The following is a 16,487-nucleotide window of genomic DNA, read 5'->3' on the forward strand; positions in this document are numbered from 1 at the left end:
CACCTCCCACTCCCCTCCCTCCCCCTTCCCCCGACGATTGAAGAACCCCTTCATGCGCATCGACACGCACGCTCATGTCTACCCCAGCGACTACCTGGACTTCTTGGCCGACTCGGGCGTCAAAACCACCGGTGGCCAGCGCGGGCTCGGGGCCGACGACACCGACAAGGAACTAGAGGCCCGCTTCTCCCTGATGGAACGGGCCGGTGTGGACCGGCAGGTGATCTCGGCCTCACCACTGACGGGCGCCCTCCCGGATCCGAAGCAGGCCGCCGCAGCCGCACGCATGATCAACGACAGGTACGTCGCCCTGGTGGACCGCCACCCCGACCGCTTCCTGGCCTTCGCCGTGCTTCCTCTGCCGCACGTCGACGCGGCCTTGGCCGAGCTCGACCGCGTCCTCGACGCGCCGGGGGTGGTGGGCGTGGCCCTGACCACCTCGGCCGCGGGCCGGGCGCTGACCGACCCGGCCTTCGCACCGGTGTGGCAGGAACTCGACCGCCGCGGCACCGTGATGTACCTCCACCCCGCCGGCGACGGCGTCGCCTCTCCGCAGATCACCGACCACCACCTCACCTGGATGGTCGGCGCGCCCGTGGAGGACACCGTCGTGGCGGCCCAGCTCATCACCCGTGGGTTCGTGACGCGCTACCCCCGTGTACGCATCCTCAACTCCCACTTCGGCGGCGCGCTGCCCATGCTGCTGGAGCGGTGGGACAACCTTGCCCACTTCGAGGCACCTGAGGCCCCCCTTCCGCCGAGCCAGGCGGCACGCCTGATGTGGTACGACACCGTCGCCCACAGTTCACAGTCGGCACTCCGGGCCGCGGTCCAGGCGGTCGGCGCGGACCGACTCGTCCTCGGCAGCGACTTCCCGTACCAGGGTGGCGAGCACTACCTCGACACCGTCGCCTACATCGAACGGGCCGGTCTCGACGCAGAGGACACCCGGGGCATCCTGGCCGGCAACGCCGAAGCGCTTCTGGGACTGGCCTGATCCTCGCGGGCCGGCGACGCCGGTGGTCATGGCCCCGATCGCCGATGCGATCCGGGCGTCACCGGTCAGGGTTCCTGCAAGACGCCGGGCCGTGCCGCGCGCCGCCGCAGCGGCACGGTCTCCGGAGCCGCGACGCACACTGAGTACACGGCTCGGCGTCTGCGCGACCGCGACCTGCTCATCACCGCCGCTCCGGGCCGGGGCGACGGAGTCAGCGGGAGACCGGAGGCAGGCCGGCCACGGGGACGTGTTCCTGCGGTAGGCGCAAGGTGAACGTCGCGCCCTTGCCCGGGCCGGCGGATTCCGCGGTGATGTCTCCGCCGTGGGCCCGGGCGATGCCCCGGGCGATGGTCAGACCGATGCCACTGCCACCGGCAGCAGCAGGTCGACCGAGACGCTCAAGGCGTTCGAAGCGGTGGAAGACGCGTTCGAGGTCGGGTGCGGCGATGCCGACGCCGTCGTCCATGACGCGGACGATCACTTGGCGTACGGGGGCAGGTTCGGTGTGCACGGACAGCACCACATGCCCGTGCGGATCGCATGCGGCCAGTGCGTTGCCCAGCAGGTTCACCAGGATCTGAGTGATCCGGTCCGGGTCGCAGACCGTGCCGACGGGTGTGCCTGCGTCCACGCTCAGGGCCACCGTCTGGTCGTCGTACTGGGGGCGCAGACGCTCCGCGGTGGCCCGGGCCAACGTGGCCACGTCGGTGGGCGTGCGGTGGAGGTCGAAGGCGGCCTCCTCCGACCGGGACAGGCTGGAGAGGTCGCCCGCCAAGCGCTGCAGCCGGTGAAGGTCGTCGGCGAGGGAGGCGAACATCGCCTCATCGGGGACGAAGATGCCGTCGGCCACACCCTCGATCTGGCCGCGGAGGATGGTGATGGGGGTGCGCATCTCGTGGGCGACCTCGGAGATGAGCCGGGCGCGGCGGCGTTGGCTGTCCGCGAGGGCTGCCGCCAGCGTGTTGACGTCCTGGACCAGCGCTGCCAGGCCCGGCTCGCTGGGGAGTTCGAGGATGTCGTCGTAGTGTCCCTCGGCGAGCCGGCGCGTGGCGGCGCGCACCCTGTCGAGGGGACGCAGCAGAAACCGGCTCAGGGCGAGGGACGCCGGGAAGGCCGCAACCCCTCCGAACAAGAGGCCGATCTGCAGGACTACGTCGCCTTCGATGTCGTCGAAACCGAGCCACACCTCGATCAGCGCGCTGATCGCCGCCATGGCCGCAAGAGCAAGGAGGAGGACCATGACGTGCGAGAGCACCAGCCGGTTACGCAGCGACATCCGCTGCACTACTCGGTCCAGCCGCGCACGAAATCGGTGGTAGGCCGGGAAGCCGGAGAACGGCATGGATGGATGTCCTTCCTGGCCGCCGGCTAGACGGGGCGCCCGACGAACCGGTAGCCGATGGTGCGGACGGTGCCGACGAACCGAGGTGCGCTCGCCTCGTCGCCCAGGGCGCGCCGCAGGGTACGGATGTGCACGTCCACGACACGTTCGTCGCCGAAGAAGTCCTCGCCCCACACCTGGGCCAGCAGGCCGCGCCGGGTGAAGACCCGCCCGGGGACACGGGCCATCGCGTACAACAGGTCGAAGTCGAGAGCGGACAGCTCCACCGTCCGGTCGGCATCCACCTGCACGGTTCGCGTCACGCGATCGACGGTCAGTCCGTCGAAGGACAGCACTCCGTCCTCGTGATCCCCGTCGGACCGGCTGTCGGTGCGCCGCAGGATGGCCCGCACCCGTAGTGCCAGTTCGCGAGGGCTGAACGGCTTGGTGACGTAGTCGTCGCTGCCGGTGGTGAAGCCGATCAGCCGGTCGACCTCCTCGTCGCGGGCGGTGAGCATGATGACCGGGATCTGGCTCGCCTCCCGGATGCGGCGCAGGACCTGGAAACCGTCCAGGCCCGGAAGCATCACGTCGAGTACCACGAGGTCCGGTCGGTCGCGGGTGAGGGCCTGCAGGGCGGACGGTCCGTCCGCGGCTTCGACGACGTGGAACCCGTCCGCCTCCAGGTAGCCACGCACGGTCATGCGGATCTTGGGCTCGTCATCGACGACCAGAACGCGCTGCGTACTCATCGTGCTCGCTTTCCATGGCCGAGGGCGGAAGAGGGAGGGGGAAGGCAGTCATGGCCGTGGGACACCGGCGGCATGGAGGCAGAAGGCCTCGATTGCAGCCAGCGTACGGTGTCTTCGCGGCCGGCCACGCTGCGTGGGCCGACCTCACGCAGCGACCACCGCACGGCTGGGCCAGGATGCACCACGCCCGTCCCGGCACCGGCCTCCGTCGCCGGAGAGCACGCACCAGCTTCCCCGTCCTCCGTGTCGCGTTCACCCGGCCAGGCGACGTCGATCTGCGTCGACGGCTCCTCCCCCGTCGGCCGACGCCGGGCCCGCGCACAGAGTCTGTCCGCGCCCCTCAGCGGGCCGGGCCGGCGTACGGTCGCGGGTCAGCGAGAGCCGGAGCGGCGGATACGCGCCTTCAGCTTCGGGAACTGCTCAAGGGCGTTGTTCCGCTCCAGAGCGATCCGCTGGCGCCGGCTGTAGATCTGGTCGACGGTCGGTTCGGGGTCGCCGGCCTTGAGATCCGGCAGGCTGCCCTTGAGGAAGGGCATCGTCTCGGCGTTGTCGGCCGCGTAGAGATGGCGGGTCGCCGGCCAGTCGCTGCCGAACATGATGTGGCTGTCGGGCACCAGCGACGATAGCGGCTGCAACTGCGCGGCGGTGAACGCCTGTGCGTTGTCGAAGAACAGCCGCTTCATGTACGTGAAGGGGCCTTCGGGCAGCACCTCGTTGAACGGCGGGAAGGCCGAGTGCCGGGTCGCGAGCCGGAAGGCCAGGAACGGCAGTGCCCCGCCGCTGTGGGTGAAGTGCCAGCGGATGTTCGGATAGTCCCGCAGGACACCGTTGTAGATCAGGCTCGTCATCGCGCGGGTCGCGTCGAAGGTGTACTCGAAGACGTTGTTCCCGGCCGGGATGTCGGGGCCGAAGCACAGCTTGGGAGCCGGGTTGTTCTCCGGACCCGTCGGGTGGACGTAGACGTAGGCATGGCGGTCGTTGAGGATCTCGTACAGAGGCGCGAACGAAGGGTCCCCCAGGTAGGTGCCCTTGTAGTTGGTGAGCAGGCAGATGCCGTCGAGATCCAGTTCGCCGAGCGCGCGGTCCACCTCGGCCACCGAGCCCTCGATGTCGGGCATCGGGGTGACCGCGAAGATCCCGAATCGGTCACCGCGGGTCCGCACGAGGTCGCGGGCGTAGTCGTTGACCGCGCGGGCGGTGGCGCGCCGGTCGTCGACCGGACCGACGGTGACCTGGAGGTCGCCGAACGACAGGACGCTGGCCTGGATCCGGTACTCGTCCATGAAGGCCAGGTGCCGATCCACCGACCAGGGGCCGTACGCCCCGGTGATGGCGCCGAGGAGGCCGTAGCGCTTCAGGTAGTCGTTGTACACGTCGGGCGAGTAGTGGGCGTGGGTGTCGATACGCCAGTTGCCCTTCGGCAGCCCCGGGCCGGACGCTGCCGTCTCCGGACTGGCCATGGCAGTCGGCATCGCGGCCGCCGCCGCCCCGACAAGCGCCGCGGCCGATGCCCCTTCGATCATCCTTCGACGCGAGATGTTCCGTCGCAGGTTCATTTCCGGTTCTCCTCTTCATTCTGTGTGCGAGTCAGTTCGGGGGTGCGTGCGTCACGGCGCCGTCGCCCGGCCGGCAGGGCCCGCGCGGAAAGGTGATGGTGGATTCCGCCCTCTCCCTGGGCCGACGTGCTGCGCGGCCCAGGACCGACCGGGGCACACGCGGCCCGGTCGCTCCTCGGCCTGGCCGGCTGCCGCCGACGGGCCGGTGCGGCGCTCAGGCGTGGGAACCCTCTACGCCGGCGTGGCCGTTCCTTCATGCGGTGCTGGCGCCCCGCTACCGAGAAACACACCGGTCACGACGGAGCCGGACGGCGAAGTGCCGATCGCGGACGTCAGGTCCCGCACAGCAGGGTGGCCGACGTCGCCCACCGGCGGGACGTGGAGTGCGTGCATGACCGCCAGACAACAGCCGCCTCATAAAGCACGTACCACTCGGCACGTGAAGCCTCCATGAAGCCGATTGCGTGCCGGCGACCGTGCCTTCGAGACCTTCGTACCGGTTGCGGGGCGCCCCTCAGGAGGGTCGGCGAGCACGTCGGGGAGTATGTGACGGCGCTTCACATGCGGACATGGGCAGGTGGCAGGCGGCCATGCCGGCGTGCGGTGGTGCCCGGCAGCGGACGGCGAGGCTCACTCGGCAGGGGCGGCGATGACGGGTTGTCAGGAGTCCGGTCCAGCTGCCTGAACGCGGTTGTTCCCTTCCGTCAGGAGCTTTCGGTGACTACTCCCGGGAGTCCTTCGGTGCGTCGGCAGGCTGCAGCGTGGTGAGCCATTGGGCGACGACGGTGTCGATGAAGGCGTCGGTGACCTGGCCGCGGTCGAGGAAGAGCCGGGCGAGGACGGGCCCGTACAGGAGGGTGAACTCGTCTTCGCTGGTCTGGATGCCCGAAGGCTCCAGCAGCCTGTTGAAGCCGATGTGGCGGTCTTCGCCGATGCGGACGAGGGCGCGCGCACTGTCGGGGTCGTGGTCGGCCTGGGCGGTGACGGCCAGGGCCGCGGCTCGCACGGCCGGCACGCTGACGCCGGCGCGCAGGCTCTTGAGCCAGGCGGTGGCCACCTCACGCACGTCGCTGCCCGGTTCGGGGTAGGTGCCGAGGTCAGGGCCTTCGAGGACGAGGTCGAAGAGCAGTGCGGCTCGGGTGGGCCAGTGCCGGTAGAGGGTCTGGCGGGTGACGTCCGACCGCTCGGCCAGCAGGGCGTAGGTCAGCCCGGCCGGTCCGACCTGAGGCAGCAGTTCTCGCGCGACGGCCAGCACGCGGTTGCGGGTGCGCTGTACGCGCGGGTTGCCCGGGGTCGGCTGACGGCGGTGGAGGGGCTGCTTCATGCCATCACCCTACCCTCACATCATACGACGTGTGTGATTGACGTCACAGACGGCAATCATACGCACTGTGTGATAGACCTTAGGGAGTAATCACACGCACTGGATGATTCTTGCGTGTCGACGATTCGGAAGGCAGACGCTCATGTCACCCCGCAACCTCACCGCCCCCACCTTCGCCCGCACCCGCCTCGGCTCCGGCCCCGGCCTGCTCCTCGCCCACGGCGCCGGCAGCAGCCTGGCCGGCACCTACGGCCCCGTCCTGGAAGCCCTCGCCGCCCGCAACACCGTCGTCGGAATCGACTACCCCGGCAGCGGCGAGACCCCCCGCTCCACCACCCCGCTGTCCGTCGACGACCTCGCCGACCAGCTCGTCGCCGCGGCCGATGCGGAGGGCGTCGACCGCTTCGCCGTGTCCGGGTACTCCCTCGGAGGCCCGGTCGCCATCCGCGCCGCCACCCGCCACCCCGAGCGCGTCACCGCACTCGTCCTGACCGCCGCCTTCCCCCACCGCGACAACCGGCTCGCTCTCGCCTCCTCGATCCAGAGCAAGATCGCCGCGACCGGCGACCGCGAGCTGCTCGCCGAGTTCCAGCTCATGGTCGCGCTCGGCACCCAGGCACTGGAGTCGATGCCGGCCGAGCAGCTTCAGCAGACCCTCGGCTACGTGGCCGCCGGTACGGTCGACGGCAGCGCCGAGCAGACCGACCTCGTCGGCCAGGTCGACGTCCGGGACGACCTCGCCGGCGTCACGGTCCCCACGCTGGTCATCTCGACCACCGACGACCGGCTCGTCTCCAGCGCCCTGCACCGCCGGCTCGCCGAGACCATCCCCGGCGCCCAACTCGCGGAAATCGCCACCGGCCACCTGCCGATGCTGGAGCGGACCGAGGAGTGGCTGCAGCTCATGACCGACTTCCTCGACAAGCACCCCGCCTGAAAACACGCCGCGGGCGGCACCACCGGGGCCTGGCTCCACACTCGGACCGCTCCTCGATCACGACTCACCACACGCGCGTACATGGAGGAACCATGCTCAAGTTCGGCCAGCTCGACGAGTCCACCCACTTCCACGACCAGCAGAAGGAGGCGGCCGGCCCGGTCACCATCATCAACACCTTTGTCGCCCCGGAGGGCAAGGAGGACGAGGTGGTGGCCGCCTGGAAGGACGACGCGGAGTACATGCAGAGGTCGGGGCATCTGCTCTCGGTGCAGCTGTACCGGGGCATAGCCGGCAGTCGGCTTTTCACCAACGTCGCGGTCTGGAAGTCCACCGAGCACCTCCGTGCGGCGCTCGGCACGCCGGAGTTCGCCTCGCACCTGGCGGGCTACCCCGCCGGCACAGTGGCCTACCCGCACCTCTACCAGAAGTTCGCTGTAGAGGGCGTCTGCGACGGGGAATGAAGGCCGCCACGCGAGGACGGGCCGCCGACGCATATCACTGGGCACCAGGACGGGTACATCCCGCTACTGGTCCGACGGCCGGGACACGGGGTGACGGCGATGGCGGTACCTGGAGCTGTTTCCCAGGTACCGCCGGAAGGCGGGCGAAGCCGAGTGACTCCCTCCGGGGAGAGAAGGTCACCGTGACGACGCCGGCCCGAGCGCCGTCATACCGCCTCGACGGAGTCCGCCTCGCCACGGACGACATCCCGCAGACGCTTCTTGTCGATCTTGCCGACCTTTGTCAGCGGCAACTCCTCCACGACCAACAGGTCTTCAGGGAGTTTGTAGCGCGCCACCTGCATGGCGGTGAGGGCGGCACGGACCGATTCGAGGCTCAAGTGGGTCCCCGGCTCGACGACTACGACGGCGCACACCCGCTCCCCCAGATCGGGGTCGGCTTTCGCGACGGCCGCGACGCGGGAGACTCCGGGCAGGCGGTAGATCAGGTTCTCGACCTCCTCGGCGGAGATCTTCTCGCCGCCCCGGTTGATGAGGTCCTTGTCCCGTCCTTCGACAACGAGATTGCCCGACGGGTACAACCGGACGACGTCACCGGTGCGGTACCAGCCGTCGGCAGTGAACGCTCGGGCGTTGTGCTCGTCGGCCCGGTAGTAGCCGCGCGGGGTGTACGGGCCGCGGGTGAGCAGCGCGCCCATCTCGCCGGGCCGGACCGGCTCGTCGGAGGCGTCGACGACGAGGATCTCGTCGTCCGGGCACATGGGGCGGCCCTGCGTCTCGATCTTGATGTCGTCGGGATCGTCGGGGCGCGTGTAGTTCAACAGCCCCTCAGCCATGCCGAACACCTGCTGGAGCGTGCCACCGAGCACGGGTTCGGCGCGGCGGGCGACCTCCGGGGCGAGACGGGCGCCTCCCACCTGCAACAGCCGTAGTGCGGGCGGGGCGGGGTGGCGGCCGGAGGCCACCGCGTCGATCCAGCGCTGGACGACGGCCGGTACGGCGGCGGTGGCCGTCACGCCCTCGGCGGCCATCAGCGGCAGCACCTTGCCGGGATCCGGGGTGCGGGCCAGGACGACCCGGCCGCCGTTCATGAGGGTGCCCAGGATGCCTGGGCAGGCCAGGGGGAAGTTGTGTCCGGCGGGCAGTGCCACCAGGTACACGGAATCGGAGTCGAGGCCGCAGACCTCGGCGCTGCGCCGCGCGTTGTACTCGTAGTCGTCATGGGTGCGGGTGATGAGCTTCGGCAGGCCGGTCGTACCGCCGGAGAGCAGGAAGACGGCGATGTCGCCGCTGTCCGGGGCGATCCGGTCGAGCCGGGCCCGTGCGCCGGCCGGGTCGTCGGCCGGTTCGGCCAGGGCACGCAGGTCCGTGGCGTCGGTACCGGCCGTACCACCCGCGACGAGCAACAGCCTTACGCTCGGAGTGTCTTCGGCGACCTCCCGCCCCAGGGCCTGGTGGTCGAAGTCGCCGAGTCGGTCCGGTACGGCGATCGAGGTGACCTCGGCATGGGCGGCCAGGTAGCGCAGCTCGTGACCGCGATGCGCCGGCATCGCCATCACGGGAGCGATTCCGGCCCGCAGACAGGCAAGGGTGAGTGTGACGAACTCCCAGCCGTTGGGCAGCTGGACGAGCATCGCGTCCCCGGACTTAAGACCACTGTCCAGCAGGCGGCATGCCAATCCGTCGGCCCTGTGCACGAGTTGGCGATACGTCAGACGCGTGTCGCCGTCCACTACGGCCACTGTGTCGCCGTAGCTCTCGACCCATTCGTGGAGGTACGAGCCGAGCGGCCGGCCGCGCCAGTATCCGGCCTCGCGGTAGCGGTCGCCCGCCTCCTTGGGCCAGGGCACGAATCCCTCACGCGTCATCGGATCCTCCTTGATCCCGGGGGTCACGCAGCAGCAGTACGGCGTCGAGCGCGACGACGTCGCCGTCGGGCAGGACGCGCAAAGGGTTGATCTCGCACTCGGCCACGGCGTCGTCGGCGGCGAGGGAGGCCAGGGCGCGCAGGACATGGGTGAGTCGTGCGCGGTCGACGGGGGTGGCGCCGCGCGCGCCGAGGAACAGCTGGCGGGTGGCGAGCTCGTCGAGCATCGCGTGGGCCTCGTTCTCGGACAGGGGCGCGAGGCGCAGGGATACGTCGCCGAGGATTTCGGCGGCCGTTCCCCCGGCGCCCAGAGCCAGCACGGGGCCGAAGACCGGGTCCCGGCGTACGCCGACGATGAGTTCGGGACCCGCGGGGGCCATCTGTTCCACCAGTAGCGCGGGGCTCACGGGCATGCGGGCAAGGGCTTCGTCGAGCTCCTCGTGCGTGCGGATGCCGACCTGGACTCCGCCCACTTCCGTCTTGTGCAGGATGTCCGCGTCGAGGATCTTCACGACGACCGAGCCGCCGAGCTCGTCGAGAGCCGCGTGCGCCGCGGCGGGGTCGGCGCACACGCGCCGTACGGGTGTACGGATTCCCAAGTCCGCGAGGACGCCCTTGGCGGTGTGTTCGTCGACCGGGCCGGGCGGGGGCAGGGTGGGGGCATCGGAGGTGGTGACGACGGCCTCCAGTCGGGTGCGGGCTGCCGCGTCCTCGACGAGGGCACGCACCATCACCGATCCGGAGGCCGGCGTGGCCGCGCAGGGAATGCCGGCTTCGCCCAGTTCACGGCGGGTCCGCCGGGCCTGCTCCACGGGTCCGCCGACGACGGCGACGAGCGCAGTGGCCGTACGGGCGGCGGTCAGCGCGGCCGGGAGGTCCACGGTGGTGGGTTCCAGCAGCCCGTAGACGGCGGTGACGTCGATACCGGGGTCCTCCGAGACCCGCTCCACGATCTGCGTGATCGTGGGCGAGGGCCGACCGGTGTCGACAGGGTTGTTGAGATACGTGAGGGCCGGGAGCAGCTCGCGCAGCTCCTTCACCGTCCGTTCGACCAGCGGGGGAACCTGCACTCCGTGGGAGCGCAGGTCGTCGGTGAGCAGCAGACCGGGTCCGGCCTGGGCGGTGACCAGGCCGACGCCCGCACGGGGATGCGCGGGCAGTCGTACGCGGCTGAGCGCGGTGACGGCGTCGACGAGGTCGCGCTCGTCGTCGACGAGGACGGCTCCGGCCTGGCGCAGGGCCGTCCTGGTCACGCGCCAGGAGGTGGCCAGGGCGCCGGTGTGGGAGCGGGCGAAGTCTCCGATGTCGCTCCGGCCCACGACCAGGGCCACCACGGGGACACGATCGGTCAGACGCCGTACCGCCTCGGTGAGACGGCGGCCTTCCGCGGCGGTCTCCACGTGCAGAGCGACGGCCCGTACGCCGTCGTCCTCGGCGAGGTGGCGCAGGACGTCGGCCTGGGTGACGTCCAGGCTGTTGCCCAGCCCGACCCCGAGACGCAGGCCGACGCCGGCCTCGGCCAGGGCGAACGCCAGCGCGTGGTTCACGCCTCCGCTCGCGGCCACGACCGCCACCGGACCCGGTTCCAGGTCGGGCGCGCCCGGGACGAAACTGGCCGTGAGCCGCCGGTGGGGGACGAGGAAGCCCGAGGTGTTCGCTCCGAGGACCCGGATGCCGGTGTCCCGTACCACCTCGGTCAGCGCCTGCTGGTGCAGCGCACCGTCGCCCCCGGCTTCCGCGAACCCGCCGGCGCACACCAGTGCGGCGCGGGCACCGACGGCCGCCGCCTCACGCAGGGCGTCGGCGGTCACGGCGGCCGGGATGCAGGAGACGACCAGGTCGGGCGTGATGCCGTAGCTCCCGGCGGCCTCGCCGACGGTGGGGAAGAAGCCCCTATCCAGGTCCGGGCGGCCGGAGTTGACCTTCATCACCGGCCCCGGGAAGGACGCCAGGGAGGCGGCCATCGCCGCGCCGAGCTTCCCGGGCGTGGCCGATGCGCCGAGCACGGCAATGGCTCGGGGGGCGAACAGCGCTTCCAGGGCGGTCACTTGATGCCTCCGACGAGGTCGGCCCGGCCGGACAGGACGAGCGTGGTGGCGGCGTCGTCGTCGTACGCGCCGACGACCGCGGCGGGCAGGTTGTGCACGAGCCGGGCCTCCTCCGCGACCAGTACGCGGGTCAGCGCCGTACCGCCGCGTACACCGACGAGCGAGGCGCCCGCCTCTGCCGTCTCTCGCACCTGCTCAAGGGCGAGCGGCAGGCCCTCCTCGGTGTCCGGGGCGTCGATCCATACGCCCGCCCCCGACGACTGCCCGTTGAAGGGGGCCATCGGGATGCCGGTGCCGTCGGTTCCGGTCAGGACGTGGTCGTCGACCGTCACCCGCCGCGAGGGAAGGCGGTACGGCCCGCCGCTGAAAGGCGTCTGCAGGGGCCCCGCATCGTGACGGGCCCGCCACCATCCGTCGACGCGGTCCACGTACAACGCGTCGCGCATGGCGAGTTTGCCCCGCGGGATGCTGCGGGTGAGGAAGTGGAAGGCGAACTGTGTCGGGGCGTCGAGGTGACGGACGTAGCGGCCGAAGTGCTCCCACCAGGATAGGCTGGGCCGCGCCGAGTTCTGGATCCTCTCCACCTTGGGGCGGCGGCGCTCCTCGTAGAGGTCGAGTGCGTCCGGCACGCTGCCCGGTGCCTCCCCCAGGGCCTCGGCCAGCGCGACCGCGTCCTCCATGGCCATCTTGGTGCCGGACCCGACGGAGAAGTGCGCGGTGTGCGCGGCGTCGCCCAGCAGCACCCACTTGCCCCGTCGCCACGAACGGGCCCTGCGGGTGGCGAAGTTGGCCCAGCGGGAGTTGTTGCCGACCAGCGGGTGCCCGTCGATCTGCTCGCGGAACAGGTCTTCCAGGTATGCCTTGGTCTTCTCGTCGCTCATGCCCGGCGGGGTAGACGGATCGAAGGCGTCGAGACCGGCCCTGGCCCAGGAGTCCGCGTCGGTCTCGACGATGAAGGTGCTCAGCGAGTCACTGATCGGATAGGCGTGGGCGGCGAAGACACCGTGGGGGCCGTCCTGGTGGACGAAAGTGAGCCCGTCGAACGCGTAGGTCGTGCCGAACCAGATGAACTTCGCGCTCGCCACGTCCGCGGTCGGTCCGAAGTCGTCGGCGAACAGGGTGCGGAAGCGGCTGTTGGCGCCGTCGCACACCACGACGAGGTCGAAGTCGCCCAGCTCGGAAGGGTCGCGGACCTCGTGCTGGAAGCGCATCTGCACGCCCTCGGCGCGGGCTCGTTCCTGCAGCAGGCTCAGCAGCGTCTTGCGGACCACGGCCGCCATGCCCATACCGCCCACGCGCTCCCGGGCGCCGTGCACGCGGACCTCGATGTCGTCCCAGTGCGTGCCGTGCTTCTCCAGCGCCTCGCTGAGGACGGGATCGGCGGCGTCGATGGCGTCGAGTGTGGCGTCCGAGAAGACCACTCCGAAGCCGAACGTGTCGTCCGGGCGATTGCGTTCGAAGACCACGACCTCGGCGCCGGGCCGGCTCCGCTTGAGCAGTGTGGCGAAGAACAGTCCTCCGGGCCCTGCGCCGATGCAGGCAACTTTCATCGTTTTTCCTTCGTGCTCACAGCCACGCGGGCAGCTTCGGCGGGGAGTCCCCGCCGGTCGGGTACAGGGGGCCGGGCACAGGCCGCCCGGTCGCATAGGCGGTCAGGCTGGGCAGGTCACCACTGACCACGACCGGCTCGACGCCGCCCGAGTCGCCCAGAAGCCAGGTGCGGGCACCGTCCTCGGACCGCAGCCGGACGGAGGGACAGTCCGTACGGCCCCGCAAGGAGGCGGCCACGTCGTCGACGAGGGCCGCGCACACATCGTGCGGTACGTCGTCGAAGCTGGTGTCGATGTCCAGGTCGACGGCGTGGACCCATACCTCCCGCACCCGCATCCAGGGCACCTGAGAGGCGGGCACCTCACGGCCTCGCGCGGTGCGCACGGTCGCCGCCCAGCACTCGTCGGGCAGCGCGGCGAATTCCTCGGCGAGACGGCCGTCGGCCTCGAGCAGCTCGGCACGCAGCTTTTCGGCCGGCTGCCGGGCGCCCTCCTCGATCTCCCGCGCACGCTGGTCGCCGCTTGCGTACATGGGCGTCTCGACACCGGTACGCGCCCAGGCCAGCAGGTTGACGAGTGCGTCGGCGTTACGGGCGACGTGAGCGACGACGTGGGCCCGACTCCAGCCCGGCAGATACGAGGGCCTGGTGAAACCTGAGTCGGTCAGCCGGTGCACGGCGGCTTCGAAGGCCGCCGTGCCCTTGGCCGCCTGCTCCAGCACCACGGTCGGGCCTGCGCTCACCGCGTCTCCCGACGGCAGGTGTTGCGGGTCTCGCCGATTCCCTCGATCCGGGTGACGAGGAGTGAACCGTCCTGCAGATAGCGGGCGGGCTTGCGGGCGTGGCCGACCCCGCCCGGAGTACCGGTGGCGATCACGTCGCCGGGCACCAGCGTGACGATCTCGGACAGATACGCGACGAGTGCGGCCGGGTCGAAGACGAGGTCCCCGGTGTCGGCCTTCTGGACCGTGTCACCGTCGACTTCACAGGTCAGGCTCAGGCCCTGGGCGGAGACCGCGGGGTCGTCGGCGGTCACCAGCCATGGTCCGATGGGGGTGGTGGCCTCGAAGGTCTTGCCCTGGTCCCACTGGGTGGTGCGGTACTGCCAGTCGCGGGCGGTGACGTCGTTGAGCACGGTGTACCCGGCGATCGCGGCCCGTGCCTGCTCCGTGTCGGCGTGCCGGACCTCGGCCCCGATGACGACGCCGAGTTCGGCCTCCCAGTCCATCTGCGCGGACCCGGCGGGCAGGGTCACGTCGTCGTACGCGCCTACCAGCGCCCTCGCGAACTTGGAGAACAGCGTGGGGTGCGAGGGGAGTTCGCGGCCCATCTCCAGAATGTGGGTGCGGTAGTTGAGACCGACGCACACGACCTTCTCCGGCGCGACGACCACGGGGGCGTAGTCCAGGGCGCCTTCGTACGTGTCACCGTCGGCGTCCGCGGCACGCGTCGCCCAGTCACTGTGGCGCAGGAAGGCCACCAGGTCGCTCTCGCCGAGGTCGACGGCCTTGTCCTCGTCGACCCGGACGGCGCGCGTGGTGCCGTTGACGCGGATGGTGGCGAGCTTCACTTGTGTTCTCCTCGGGAGGTACGGGCGAGACCGAGGGCCTCGTAGACGGGCTCGTCGCTGAAGCGGAAGAGGTCGACCTGGGTGCGGGCGGACAGCGAGACCTCGCACCAGGAGGGGACGACGAACAGGTCGCCCTTGGCGATCTCGAAGACCTTGTCGCCGACCTGCGCGACCGCCTCGCCCTCGAACACCTGCCAGACCGCGGAGCCGACCGTGCGCACCGGGGTGGTCCGGGCGCCGACCCGCAGTCGGCGCATCTCGGTGCGCATCGTGACCAGGGCGTCCTTGCCGGTGGTGGGGTTCGAGAAGCGGACTCCGGCGTGCCCGGGCTCCAGCACGCCGGGGACGCCCTCGTCCTCCAGTTCCAGCTGGGCGGTCAGAGCGGCGTCGGTGTGCTCCCAGCGGTACGCGTTCAGCGGGGAGTTGGGCTGGTCGGGCCGGCTGATCGGGCGCAGTCCGGGGTGGCCCCACAGTCGCTGTCCGCGTGAGCGCTCGGGGGTTTCACGGGTGGAGAGCTCGTCGGGGCCGAACTCGAAGAAGCCGGCGTCCAGTTTGGAGACGAGCGGAATGTCCAGGCCGTCGAGCCAGGCCATCGGCTCATCGGTGACGTTCTGGTGCTCGTGGAACGCCCAACTCGGCGTGAGCAGCAGGTCACCCCGTCGCATCGCCACCGCGTCGCCGTCGACGTTGGTCCACACGCCCTCGCCTTCGAGCACGAACCGGAAGGCGCCCTGGCTGTGCCGGTGCGAGGGGGCGACCTCGCGCGGGCCCAGGTACTGGATGGCGGTCCACAGCGTCGGGGTGGCGTAAGGCAGGCCCGGAAGGCCGGGGTTGGACAGGGCCATGGCGCGGCGCTCGCCGCCACGGCCCACCGGTACGAGCTCTCCGGAGCGCTGCGCGATGGGCAGCAGCTCCGCCCATCGCCACAGGTGCGGAACCGCGGCGGGCTGCGGCACCATCGGCATGAGGCCGTCCACCTGCGTCCACAGCGGGATCAGGCCCGCGTCCTCGAAATCCGCGTACAGCTCGTCGAGCAGCTTGCGCTCGGTCTGCTCGCTGGTGGTGTCGGTCACGGAAACCTCCACGTCGTGTTGTACGGCGACCGCCGGAAGAAGCGCGCATCGTTCCGCGCCGTCCCTGACGCTACGCCGCAATTTCCCCTCACCGGAATCCATGAGGGGTAGAATTCCTCTATGGAGAATTCAGGCAGTCTTTCGCCGAGCCCTTCGTATCCGGTGAGCGCCGCCGGCAACGCCCTGCGCGTCGTCCGGCTGCTGCACGAGCTCGACGAGCTGCGGGTGATGGACGTCGCCGACCGGCTCGGCGTCGCGCGCTCGACCGCGCACCGGGTCCTCGCGATGCTCGTCTTCGAGGGATTCGCCGTGCAGGACCGCCACAAGGTGTACCGGCCGGGGCCGGCTCTGCGGGCGATCAGGGGAAGCCAGGCGGGCCCTCCCCCGGATCTGATCACCATCGCCCATCCCCACCTGCAACGGCTGGCGGACGCCGTCCGGGAGACGACCCACCTGATGGTGCTCGAGGGCAACGGCAGCCGCTTCCTCGACGGCGTGGAGGGCTCCCAGGCACTGCGCGTCAGCTACCGCACCGGCACACTCCTGCCCGCCCACGTGACCTCGGGCGGCAAGGCACTGCTCGCCGCACTGCCGGCTGACCGGCTCCGGGCCCTCTACCCCAACGGGCTCCCCGAGGACCGGGCCAAAGCTCCCAAGGACTTCGAGAGCCTGATGAAGGAGCTGGTGTCCGTGCGCCGCCACGGCTACGCCCTCAATTTCCAGGAGAGCGAGCGCGGAGTGCACGCCGTCGGCGCGTGTGTGCGCGACCGCACGGGCGCCGCCGTAGCCGCCGTGGTCGTCGCGGCTCCGTCCGTCCGCTCCACCCGCGCACGGCTCGCCGAACTGTCCCAACCTCTGCTCGCGACCACGCGGGACATCGGTCAGGGTCTGTGAACGGCGACGGCGCACGCCACCGTCGAACCGTGTGGTGGCGTGCGCCGTGGCGTCTTCCCAGCATGTCGTACGACCTGGGCGCGAACGTCGTTCGTCAGCGGGGGTGAGCGTCGGTCAGCGCTTGAGCATCGTGGC

The 16,487-nt window shown here is 70.7% G+C and carries 14 protein-coding genes; 4 read left to right on the forward strand and 10 right to left on the reverse strand.

The window, feature by feature from the left end; genetic code table 11:
- Positions 1–52 precede the first annotated feature (52 nt).
- Entirely contained in the window at positions 53–997 is a 945-nt protein-coding gene (locus AQJ54_RS40825) for an amidohydrolase family protein (protein WP_062246444.1), read from the forward strand.
- A 211-nt stretch (positions 998–1,208) separates the two neighbouring features.
- On the opposite strand, the gene AQJ54_RS40830 is transcribed toward AQJ54_RS40825, so the two are convergent.
- The 4 genes from AQJ54_RS40830 to AQJ54_RS40845 all read right to left on the reverse strand — a co-directional run bounded on the left by AQJ54_RS40830 (position 1,209) and on the right by AQJ54_RS40845 (position 5,950).
- Positions 1,209–2,339 carry a sensor histidine kinase gene (locus AQJ54_RS40830; protein WP_248845571.1) on the reverse strand — a complete coding sequence of 377 codons (1,131 nt, stop codon included), beginning with the start codon at positions 2,337–2,339 and terminating at the stop codon, positions 1,209–1,211.
- A gap of 26 nt (positions 2,340–2,365) precedes the next feature.
- Positions 2,366–3,070: a response regulator transcription factor gene (locus tag AQJ54_RS40835; protein ID WP_062246446.1), complete on the reverse strand. Its 705-nt coding sequence runs from the start codon at positions 3,068–3,070 to the stop codon at positions 2,366–2,368.
- A 371-nt stretch (positions 3,071–3,441) separates the two neighbouring features.
- Positions 3,442–4,593, reverse strand: a complete 1,152-nt coding sequence (locus tag AQJ54_RS40840; protein ID WP_062246448.1) for an amidohydrolase family protein — start codon at positions 4,591–4,593, stop codon at positions 3,442–3,444.
- 754 nt (positions 4,594–5,347) lie between these two features.
- On the reverse strand, positions 5,348–5,950 hold the full coding sequence (locus AQJ54_RS40845; RefSeq protein WP_062246449.1) for a TetR/AcrR family transcriptional regulator: 603 nt from the start codon (positions 5,948–5,950) through the stop codon (positions 5,348–5,350).
- Between the two features lie 142 nt (positions 5,951–6,092).
- Between AQJ54_RS40845 and AQJ54_RS40850 the strand changes: the two genes are divergently transcribed.
- Together AQJ54_RS40850 and AQJ54_RS40855 are read left to right on the forward strand one after the other, a co-directional pair.
- Entirely contained in the window at positions 6,093–6,887 is a 795-nt protein-coding gene (locus AQJ54_RS40850; protein WP_062246458.1) for an alpha/beta fold hydrolase, read from the forward strand.
- 92 nt (positions 6,888–6,979) lie between these two features.
- Entirely contained in the window at positions 6,980–7,351 is a 372-nt protein-coding gene (locus AQJ54_RS40855) for an antibiotic biosynthesis monooxygenase family protein (protein WP_062246460.1), read from the forward strand.
- Between the two features lie 206 nt (positions 7,352–7,557).
- Here the strand turns inward: AQJ54_RS40855 and AQJ54_RS40860 are convergent, their stop codons facing one another.
- From AQJ54_RS40860 to AQJ54_RS40885, 6 genes are read right to left on the reverse strand one after another with little or no spacing between them, the layout of a single operon-like run.
- A complete protein-coding gene (locus AQJ54_RS40860; RefSeq protein WP_062246462.1) occupies positions 7,558–9,219 on the reverse strand; it encodes a (2,3-dihydroxybenzoyl)adenylate synthase in 1,662 nt (553 codons plus the stop codon).
- A complete protein-coding gene (locus AQJ54_RS40865; RefSeq protein WP_062246464.1) occupies positions 9,209–11,266 on the reverse strand; it encodes an acetate--CoA ligase family protein in 2,058 nt (685 codons plus the stop codon). Before AQJ54_RS40865 ends, AQJ54_RS40860 begins: the two co-directional genes overlap by 11 nt.
- The gene (locus tag AQJ54_RS40870; protein WP_062246466.1) at positions 11,263–12,816 is read right to left on the reverse strand and encodes an FAD-dependent monooxygenase; all 1,554 of its coding nucleotides are present in this window, start codon (positions 12,814–12,816) and stop codon (positions 11,263–11,265) included. Before AQJ54_RS40870 ends, AQJ54_RS40865 begins: the two co-directional genes overlap by 4 nt.
- Positions 12,817–12,832: 16 nt before the next feature.
- A complete protein-coding gene (locus tag AQJ54_RS40875; protein ID WP_062246468.1) occupies positions 12,833–13,558 on the reverse strand; it encodes a maleylpyruvate isomerase family mycothiol-dependent enzyme in 726 nt (241 codons plus the stop codon).
- Positions 13,555–14,385, reverse strand: coding sequence for a fumarylacetoacetate hydrolase family protein (locus AQJ54_RS40880; RefSeq protein ID WP_062246470.1), 831 nt, complete (start codon positions 14,383–14,385; stop codon positions 13,555–13,557). The genes AQJ54_RS40875 and AQJ54_RS40880 overlap by 4 nt, the downstream gene beginning before the upstream one ends.
- On the reverse strand, positions 14,382–15,458 hold the full coding sequence (locus tag AQJ54_RS40885) for a cupin domain-containing protein (protein ID WP_062246471.1): 1,077 nt from the start codon (positions 15,456–15,458) through the stop codon (positions 14,382–14,384). Before AQJ54_RS40885 ends, AQJ54_RS40880 begins: the two co-directional genes overlap by 4 nt.
- Positions 15,459–15,578: 120 nt before the next feature.
- On the opposite strand from AQJ54_RS40885, the gene AQJ54_RS40890 reads away from it, so the two are divergent.
- Positions 15,579–16,352 carry an IclR family transcriptional regulator gene (locus tag AQJ54_RS40890; protein ID WP_063806508.1) on the forward strand — a complete coding sequence of 258 codons (774 nt, stop codon included), beginning with the start codon at positions 15,579–15,581 and terminating at the stop codon, positions 16,350–16,352.
- Positions 16,353–16,487 lie beyond the last annotated feature (135 nt).

Origin of the sequence: Streptomyces griseorubiginosus (assembly GCF_001514195.1) — a bacterium.
GTDB classification, from domain to species: Bacteria; Actinomycetota; Actinomycetes; order Streptomycetales; family Streptomycetaceae; genus Streptomyces; species Streptomyces griseorubiginosus.

Excerpts from the sequence above, each read along its gene's own strand:
- AQJ54_RS40825 (WP_062246444.1), top strand. The coding sequence starts at position 53 with ATGCGCATCGACACGCACGCTCATGTCTACCCCAGCGACTACCTGGAC.
- AQJ54_RS40830 (WP_248845571.1), bottom strand. The coding sequence starts at position 2,339 with ATGCCGTTCTCCGGCTTCCCGGCCTACCACCGATTTCGTGCGCGGCTG.
- AQJ54_RS40835 (WP_062246446.1), bottom strand. The coding sequence starts at position 3,070 with ATGAGTACGCAGCGCGTTCTGGTCGTCGATGACGAGCCCAAGATCCGC.
- AQJ54_RS40840 (WP_062246448.1), bottom strand. The coding sequence starts at position 4,593 with ATGATCGAAGGGGCATCGGCCGCGGCGCTTGTCGGGGCGGCGGCGGCC.
- AQJ54_RS40845 (WP_062246449.1), bottom strand. The coding sequence starts at position 5,950 with ATGAAGCAGCCCCTCCACCGCCGTCAGCCGACCCCGGGCAACCCGCGC.
- AQJ54_RS40850 (WP_062246458.1), top strand. The coding sequence starts at position 6,093 with ATGTCACCCCGCAACCTCACCGCCCCCACCTTCGCCCGCACCCGCCTC.
- AQJ54_RS40855 (WP_062246460.1), top strand. The coding sequence starts at position 6,980 with ATGCTCAAGTTCGGCCAGCTCGACGAGTCCACCCACTTCCACGACCAG.
- AQJ54_RS40860 (WP_062246462.1), bottom strand. The coding sequence starts at position 9,219 with ATGACGCGTGAGGGATTCGTGCCCTGGCCCAAGGAGGCGGGCGACCGC.
- AQJ54_RS40870 (WP_062246466.1), bottom strand. The coding sequence starts at position 12,816 with ATGAAAGTTGCCTGCATCGGCGCAGGGCCCGGAGGACTGTTCTTCGCC.
- AQJ54_RS40890 (WP_063806508.1), top strand. The coding sequence starts at position 15,579 with ATGGAGAATTCAGGCAGTCTTTCGCCGAGCCCTTCGTATCCGGTGAGC.